The sequence below is a fragment of the Streptomyces sp. NPDC048106 genome, from assembly GCF_040706415.1.
GTDB lineage: Bacteria > Actinomycetota > Actinomycetes > Streptomycetales > Streptomycetaceae > Streptomyces.
Map to the genome: position 1 here is coordinate 114,418 of NZ_JBEZND010000024.1, position 8,159 is coordinate 122,576.

The 8,159-nt window shown below is 72.8% G+C and carries 7 protein-coding genes; 1 reads left to right on the forward strand and 6 read right to left on the reverse strand.

Going from position 1 to position 8,159, the window contains the following annotated elements:
* Positions 1-19 precede the first annotated feature (19 nt).
* Together AB0927_RS24080 and AB0927_RS24085 are read right to left on the reverse strand one after the other, a co-directional pair.
* Positions 20-1,393 (reverse strand): NAD(P)/FAD-dependent oxidoreductase, encoded by a 1,374-nt coding sequence (locus AB0927_RS24080; RefSeq protein ID WP_366669763.1) that lies wholly within the window; start codon positions 1,391-1,393, stop codon positions 20-22.
* Between the two features lie 206 nt (positions 1,394-1,599).
* Complete coding sequence (locus tag AB0927_RS24085; protein ID WP_366669764.1) at positions 1,600-2,034, reverse strand: ATP-binding protein; 435 nt, start codon at positions 2,032-2,034, stop codon at positions 1,600-1,602.
* A gap of 307 nt (positions 2,035-2,341) precedes the next feature.
* On the opposite strand from AB0927_RS24085, the gene AB0927_RS24090 reads away from it, so the two are divergent.
* On the forward strand, positions 2,342-2,575 hold the full coding sequence (locus AB0927_RS24090) for a DUF6480 family protein (RefSeq protein ID WP_366669765.1): 234 nt from the start codon (positions 2,342-2,344) through the stop codon (positions 2,573-2,575).
* A 137-nt stretch (positions 2,576-2,712) separates the two neighbouring features.
* Here AB0927_RS24090 and AB0927_RS24095 read toward each other — a convergent pair whose 3' ends face one another.
* From AB0927_RS24095 to AB0927_RS24110, 4 genes are all read right to left on the reverse strand, one after another.
* Positions 2,713-3,801 (reverse strand): glutamate--cysteine ligase, encoded by a 1,089-nt coding sequence (locus tag AB0927_RS24095; RefSeq protein WP_366669766.1) that lies wholly within the window; start codon positions 3,799-3,801, stop codon positions 2,713-2,715.
* Between the two features lie 90 nt (positions 3,802-3,891).
* Positions 3,892-6,099 carry a 1,4-alpha-glucan branching enzyme gene (gene glgB / locus AB0927_RS24100; RefSeq protein ID WP_366669767.1) on the reverse strand — a complete coding sequence of 736 codons (2,208 nt, stop codon included), beginning with the start codon at positions 6,097-6,099 and terminating at the stop codon, positions 3,892-3,894.
* 4 nt (positions 6,100-6,103) lie between these two features.
* Positions 6,104-7,468, reverse strand: coding sequence for a maltokinase (locus tag AB0927_RS24105; protein ID WP_366669768.1), 1,365 nt, complete (start codon positions 7,466-7,468; stop codon positions 6,104-6,106).
* 31 nt (positions 7,469-7,499) lie between these two features.
* Positions 7,500-8,159: alpha-glucosidase C-terminal domain-containing protein (locus tag AB0927_RS24110; protein ID WP_366669769.1), on the reverse strand; the 660-nt coding region annotated here is incomplete at its 5' end.

Genomic DNA, 8,159 nt, shown 5'->3' on the forward strand with positions numbered 1-8,159 from the left:
CCTCGGCGACCCCGTCGCGTCAGAGGCTGGTGACGCCGCCCTCCACCTGGGCCCGCACCTGCTCCGGCGTCAGGTACGCGTCCGTGAACTCGAAGTCCTTCAGCCGGGCGGGCTTGCGCGCCTGGAAGCCGGTGCGCACGAAATCGTCCCCGGCCAGCGCGTTCAGCGTCCAGTTGGTCATCACCCGGGCCTTGGCGACACCCGTGCGCAGTGCCGACCAGTGGTAGCCGCGGGCCACCGCCTGCGCCGGCACCCCGCGCAGTTCGATGCCGAGCGGCTTGGACACCGCGTCCTTGCCGCCGAGGTCCACGACCAGGCCCAGGTCCTTGTGGTGGTACGGCTGCAACGGCTGGCCGCGCAGGGTCGCGATGACGTTCTCGGCGACCCGCTTGCCCTGGCGCGAGGCGTGCTGCGCGGTCGGCGGGCAGACCGTGCCCTCCTGGCCCTTGGCGAGATCGGGCACGGCGGCCGAGTCGCCGAGCGCGAACACCCCGTCCTGCCCGGGCACGGTCAGCTCGGGATCCACGACGAGCCGGCCGCGGACCGTCTCCGCGCCCAGCGTGGCGATCAGCGGACTGGCCACCACACCGGCGGTCCAGAGCAGGGTGCGCGTCGGCACCACGCGGCCGTCGGTGAAGGTGACCTCCTGCGGTCCGGCCTTGCCGATCGACACCCCGAGGGACACGTCGATGCCGCGCCGCCGCAGGATCTCCTGCGCGCTGCGGCCGAGCTTGTCGCCCAGCTCCGGCATCAGCTTGGGCGCGATGTCGATCAGATGCCACCGGATCAGTCCGGGGTCCAGGCGCGGATAGCGCCGTACGGCGGCGTGCGTGAGCCGCTGGAGGCAGGCGGCGGTCTCGGTGCCCGCGTAGCCGCCGCCGACCACCACGAACTGGAGCCGCGCGGCCCGTTCGGCGGGGTCGTCGCTGGCGTCGGCGAGGTCGAGCTGGGAGATGACGTGGTCGCGGATGTAGGCGGCCTCGGCGAGCGTCTTCATGCCGAAGGCGTGGTCGGTCAGGCCGGGGATGTCGAAGGTGCGGGTCACGCTGCCCGGGGCCAGCACGATGTAGTCGTACGGCTCGTTGACGATCTTGTCGGTGATGGTGCGGACGACGCAGACCTTGGCCTTCAGGTCCACGCCGATCGCGCCGCCCGGCAGGATCCGGGTGCGGTACCGCCTGCTGCGGCGCAGGGAGAGCGCGATCGACTGCGGCGTGAGCACACCGGAGGCGACCTGGGGCAGCAGCGGCAGATAGAGCTGGTAGGAGACGGGCGTCACCAGGGTGACGTCGGCCTCGTCGGGGGCGAGTTTCCGCTCCAGGCGGCGGACGCACTCCACTCCTGCGAAGCCTGCGCCGACCACCAGGATCCTGGGTCGTGTCACGGTGTCCATCCCTTTCTGCGGCTCCAGGCGGCGGTCCGACTCGACGCCGTTCGCATGCCCTGGATCGCTGCGCACCAACTCCGATACCACCGCGACCCGGGCCGCTGCGCCAGTCGGGTGCGGCAGGCAGACGAACGCGGGTCCCTCGTACACGGTGAGGGCGGCACCCGCACGCGGTGGGTAACCGGACGGCGCGCGGTTACACCTCGCGGCGCTCACCAGGGCAGGAACACATGGATGTCCTTGCCCTCGTCGTGCACCACCACGCTGACCTGGGAGCACAGCGTGTGCACCAGGTGCCAGCCGATGCCGCCGCCGCCCGTGCGCGGATGGAAGGGCCGGGGCTCCGGCCTGGTCGTGCTGGTGTCGTGCATCATCACGTGCACGCCGTCGAAGGTGCGCCGCATCCGCAGGTCGAACGGACCGGGCGCGTACTGGATGACATTGGCCGCCAGTTCGGTCACGACCAGCAGGATGTCGTCCCAGTACTCGTGCTCGCCGGGCGGTGCGACCCGGGCCAGCGCGCCCAGGAAGTCCTCCGCGGCGAGCCGCGCCTCCGTGACGTTGCGCAGTTCACCCGCGAAGGAGAACTCACGCTCGTACGTCTCCTCCGAGGGCGGTGTCTCGTCCCCACGCGGCTCCGTCGCCATCTCCGCATTCCCCGGCCCCGGCCGCGAGGAGCCCCTGTGCTGCCCCGTGCGGCCAGGACGGTCGTCGTCGCTGATCTCTCGCGCTGCGGGTTCCCACAGCCGGGCCGGATATCCGTCCGCGTGATCGCCCCTTGGCGCGCCCTCACGGGCTGCGAGCAGCCCGTGGCCCGGCGCGAACGGCTCCGCAGGACACCGTAGACCCTGGGACGCCCGGCGCGGCACACCGCCTGCCGGCCGGACCGACGGCCCACGCGATCGGCTGGTGAGGCCGGCGCCTCGTGGGGACTCGGGGGGCATGAGTCCAGACATGAGCCATGTGAACCCCGATCCGGAACCCGAACGCACCACCGGCCTGGAGCCCGGCGGTTCGGTGCCGCCCGGCGAGACCCCGCCCGCGGAGAGCAGCATGCCCCAGGCGGCGACGCGGGAGCCGGGCGCGACGCAGCGCGGCTGGGCCAAGGCGCCACTGGTGCTGATCCTGGGCCTGGTGGTGCTGATCGCCGCGTTCTTCCTGGTGTACGCCCTGGTCCTGATCCACTGACCGAGCGGATCCGGTGCCGCACCCCGGCCCGGTTTCCCACCGCGCTCCGGCAGCCGACGCCGGCCGCCGCTGTCCCCGAGCGCGGTCGCCGTGCCGGGCGGCCCCTCGACGCCCTCGGACTGCCCGGTCGTCCTCGCTCAGCCCTGGGTGTGCCGCACGCACTCGGTGACGACGTCGCGCAGGGTGGCGCCGCGTTCCAGCAGGCGGCGCTGTTCGCGCGCGCCGTTGCCGCGCCGGAGCAGTGCCTCGACGCCCTTGTCCGCGCGGTCCGCGTCCCCGCTGGCGTCCAGCGCGTCCCCGACGCGCTCCAGCAGTGACCGCAGCACCCGGTCGGCGGGCCGGGGCCGCATGGTCGTGGGGTCGAGCAGATCCCCGTCGAGCCCCGCGCGCGCGGCCTGCCAGGAGGCGAGCCCGAGCAGGCTCACGCTGTGGTCGGACGCGGGCTCGCCCGCCCGCCAGTCCCGGGCGGCCGTCTCCACCAGGGCCCGGGTCAGGGTCGCGATGAGCAGCGCGGTGTCCGCGCACAGACACACGTCCGAGACCCGCACCTCGACCGTCGGATAGCGCGCCGACAGACGTGCGTCGAAGTACGCCATTCCCTCGTCCAGGATCACCCCGGTGGCCACCATGTCCGCCACCCGCCGGTGGTAGCGCTCCGGGGACCCGAACGGCTCGGTCGGCCCGGCCGACGGCCAGCGGGCCCAGACCCGGGTGCGATAACTCTGGTAGCCGGTGTCATGGCCTTGCCAGAAGGGGGAGTTGGCGCTGATCGCGGTGAGCACCGGGAGCCAGGGCCGCAGCCGGTCCAGGACCGCCACGCCCTCCTCGTCGGACTCCACGGACACATGGACGTGGCAGCCGCAGACGAGCTGGTCCCGGGTGCCGATGCCGTACCGCTCGGCCAGCCACTGATAGCGCTCGTTCACGGTGAGGGAGGGGTTCACCGGCAGCGGCGAGGTGGCCAGCGCGGCGACCGTGCAGCCGATCTGCCCGGCATGCCGGGCCGCCTCCTTGCGGCAGCGCACGATCTCGTCGCCGAGATCCGCCATGTCCCACTGCGGATGGGTGGCGAACTCCAGCATCTGCCCGAACAGTTCCTTCTCGAACACGTCCTGCCCGGGATCGTCCTGGGCGGCCCGTGCCAGCACGGCCGCCGCCAGCGCCTTCGGGTCGCCGTTGTCCGGATCGACCAGAAGGAGCTCCTCCTCCACTCCGACGGTGCGCACTCGGTGCCGCCCTTCCTCCCTGCGACCAGGGGCAGCCAGGGATTCCTACGACCCCGACTGCCCCTGTGACCGTCGCCGACACCTGCGCGTTCAGCGCAGCGGACCCAGGAACACCGTGGCCAGCGGCGGCAGCGTGAGCCGCAGGGTGCCGTCGGCCGGCTTCAGCGCCCCCGGCGCGCCGACGGGGACCCCGCCGCCCCCGTAGCCGACGTCGTCGGTGTTCAGCAGCTCCCGCCAGGCGGGCACCTCCTCGGGGACCCACAGCCCGTAGTCCTCCCGGACCACCGGGGAGAAGTTCGACACCGCCAGCAGCGGGGTGCCGTCCGCGGCGAAGCGCAGGAACGCGAAGACGTTGTCGTCCGCCGCGTCGCACAGCACCCAGCGGAAGCCGCCCGGGTCGGTGTCCCGCTGCCACAGCGCCGGTGTCGCCCGGTACAGCGCGTTCAGGTCCCGCACCAGCGACTGCACGCCCCGGTGGTCACCGGCGGAGTGGTAGTCGTCGGACAGCAGCCACCACTCGGGCCCCTGGGCCTCGGCCCACTCGGCGCCCTGGGCGAACTCCTGCCCCATGAACAGCAGTTGCTTGCCCGGGTGGGCCCACATGAAGCCCAGGTAGGCGCGGTGGTTCGCACGCCGCTGCCACCAGTCGCCCGGCATCTTGGAGACCAGCGCCTGCTTGCCGTGCACCACCTCGTCGTGCGAGATGGGCAGCACGTAGTTCTCGCTGTAGGCGTACACCATCGAGAAGGTCATCTCGTTGTGGTGGTACTTGCGGTGCACGGGCTCCTTCTGGATGTACTGGAGCGAGTCGTGCATCCAGCCCATGTTCCACTTCAGCCCGAACCCGAGCCCGCCACCGTCGGTCGGCCGGGTCACCCCGTCCCAGGCGGTGGACTCCTCGGCGATGGTCACCACGCCCGGGCAGCGCCGGTAGACGGTGGCGTTCATCTCCTGGAGGAACGCCACCGCGGCCAGGTCCTCGCGCCCGCCGAACACGTTCGGCTCCCACTGCCCGGAGTCCCGCGAGTAGTCCAGGTAGAGCATCGAGGCCACCGCGTCCACCCGCAGGCCGTCGATGTGGAACTCCTCGCACCAGTAGACGGCGTTGGCCACGAGGAAGTTGCGCACCTCGGTGCGGCCGTAGTCGAACTCGTAGGTCCCCCAGTCCGGGTGCTCGGCCCGCGCCGCGTTCCCCGGCTCGTACAGCGGATCCCCGTCGAAACGGGCCAGCGCCCAGTCGTCCTTGGGGAAGTGCGCCGGCACCCAGTCCATGATCACGCCGACGCCCGCCCGGTGCAGCGCGTCCACCAGGTACCGGAAGTCGTCCGGGGAACCGAGCCGGGGCGTGGGCGCGTAGTAGGAGGTGACCTGGTAGCCCCAGGAGCCGCTGAACGGGTACCCCGCCACCGGCATCAGCTCCACATGCGTGAAGCCCATCTCGCGGACGTACGCGGGTAGTTCGTCGGCTAGTTGACGGTATGTCAGTCCCGGTCGCCAGGACGGCAGATGCACCTCGTACACGGAGAACGGCGCCTCGTGCACCGGGGTGTCGCCGCGGTGCGCCATCCACTCCGCGTCGCCCCACTCGTAGCGCGAGGCCGTCACCACCGACGCGGTGTCCGGCGGGACCTCGGTGCGCCGGGCCATCGGGTCCGCCTTGAGGAACCGGTGGCCGTAGCGGGAGGTGATCTCGAACTTGTAGCGGTCGCCCTCGCCGATCCCGGGCAGGAACAGCTCCCACACCCCGGACGCGCCGAGCGAGCGCATCGGGTACTGCGTGCCGTCCCAGTAGGTGAAGTCCCCGGCGACGCGCACCCCTTGGGCATTGGGCGCCCACACGGTGAACCGGGTGCCGGCCACGCCCTCGTGGGTCATCGGCTCGGCGCCGAGCGCCCGCCAGAGCTGCTCGTGCCGGCCCTCGCGGATCAGGTGCAGGTCCAGCTCGCCCAGCGCGGGCAGGAAACGGTAGGGGTCGTGCACCTCGTGCTCGTCCTCGTCGTACGCCACGAGGAGCGTGTACGGCGGGATCTCCGGGTAGGGCAGCACGGCCGCGAACAGCCCGCCGCCCTCGGAGACGAGCGGGTTGGCCATCCCGTCGACCAGGACGCTCACCGCCCGCGCGTGCGGGCGCAGCGCCCGGAACAGGGTGCCGCCCGGCACCGGGTGGGCGCCCAGCAGGGCGTGCGGATCGTGGTGGGCCCCGCCGAGCAGCCGGTCGCGCTCGGCCGGGTCCAGCGCGGTGGCCGAGGCGGGTACCGGGCCCGCGGTCTCGGGCAGCGACGTGTCGCGCAGTGCCATGCCGTCAGCCTCCCCACACCGCGAGCCGCTTGATCGCGGCCATCGGTACCGGCAGCCAGTCCGGCCGGTGTCTCGCCTCGTACAGCACCTCGTACACCGCCCTGTCCGTCTCGTGCGCGCGCAGCAGCGCGTGCTTCTTGCGTGGATCCCAGCCCGCGCGGGCCGCGTAGCCCGCGCAGAACGCCTCCCGGCAGCGGCGCGCCCACTCGGGTCGCCAGGGGCGGCGCTGCCGGGCCGCGTAGTCGAAGGAGCGCAGCATCCCCGCCACGTCCCGCACCGGGGACTGCGGGGCCCGCCGCTCGGTCAGCGGCCTCGACGGCTCGCCCTCGAAGTCGATGACGAACCAGTCGCGGCCGGCCCGCAGCACCTGCCCGAGGTGCAGATCGCCGTGGATGCGCTGGGCGGGGGGCCCGGTGTCGCACGTGGCGAGCGCCCCGAACGCGGCCCGCAGGCCGGGCACGAAGGGCTTCAGGCCCGGCACGGCGTGCGCGGCGGCCTCCAGGCGCGCGCACATCGCCTCGGCGGGGTGCCCGCTCTCGCCGGGGCCGGCCGGCGGGAACGCCTCGGCCAGCGCGAGGTGCACCTCGGCCATGGCGCGGCCCAGCTCACGGGCCTCGGCGGTGAAGTCGTCGCCCGCGGCGAGCGCGCCCAGCGCCAGCGTCCAGCCGTCGGTGGCGTCCGGCAGGAACGGCTGGAGCACGCCCAGCGTGGCCGGACGCGGGGCGCTGGTGGTGAACCAGGCCACCGGCGCGGGCACCCGGGTGCAGCCCTGCGCGGCGAGCGCCGCCGACACCTCCAGGTCGGGGTTGACGCCCGGCTGGATGCGGCGGAAGAGCTTGAGGATGTACGCGTCGCCGTACACCAGCGAGGTGTTGGACTGTTCGGCGTCCAGCAGCCGGGGCGGCAGGCCCCCCGGCACCGGGGCGGCGGGGTCCGCGTGGAAGCGCAGCGGGCCCGCGCTGCCGGGCCGGCGCAGCCGCTCCAGGAGCAGGTTCGCCGAGCGCGGGTCGTGCAGCGCGTCGTAGACCGCGAGGCCCGACAGCGGGCCCGCGGTGGCCCGCCCGATGAAGGCACGCTCCAGACGTGGCGCGAGCTGCTCGCGCACGCCGAGCAGGAGTTGGTAGCAGTCGCCCGGCGGGGGAGTGCCGCCGGGGGTGGGCACCGGCGCGTGCGAGGCGTGCACCAGCAGATGCAGACACCCGGGGAACAGCTCGGTCACACTCAGCACCGACAGGTCGGTCACGGGCCGGTCCTTGCCCGCGAACCAGCGTTGCCGGGGCAGCCACGCGCGCAGCAGTCCGCCGAGCGAGGCGAGGGGGCCGTCGACACCGGCCGCGGTTCTCGGCCGGAGGGTGATGGTCTTCGGCATGGTGACGCGTCCTTTCCTCGGTGCCGTGCGCTCAGCGGCGGCGGCCGATGCGGGATGCGACTCGGGTGAGCCGGAACCAGTAGAAGCCGTGGCCCTGCAAGGTGAGGAGATAGGGCAGTTCACCGATGGCGGGGAAGCGCACGCCGCCGATCAGCTCCACCGGATGGCGTCCGTCGTAGGCCCGCAGGTCCAGCTCGGTGGGCTGGGCGAACCGGGAGAAGTTGTGGACGCAGAGCACCAGGTCGTCCTCGTACTCGCGCAGGAAGGCGAGCACGGCCGGGTTGGTGGAGGTCAGTTCGGTGTACGAGCCGAGGCCGAAGGCGGGGTTCTGCTTGCGGATCTCGATCATGCGCCGGGTCCAGTGCAGCAGCGAGGACGGCGAGGACATCGACGCCTCGACGTTGGTGACCTGGTAGCCGTAGACCGGATCCATGATCGTCGGCAGGAAGAGGCGTCCCGGGTCGCTGGACGAGAAGCCGGCGTTGCGGTCCGGGGTCCACTGCATGGGGGTGCGGACGGCGTCGCGGTCGCCGAGCCAGATGTTGTCGCCCATGCCGATCTCGTCGCCGTAGTAGAGGATCGGCGAGCCGGGCAGGGACAGCAGCAGGGCGGTGAACAGCTCGATCTGGTTGCGGTCGTTGTCGAGGAGGGGGGCGAGGCGGCGGCGGATGCCGATGTTGGCGCGCATCCG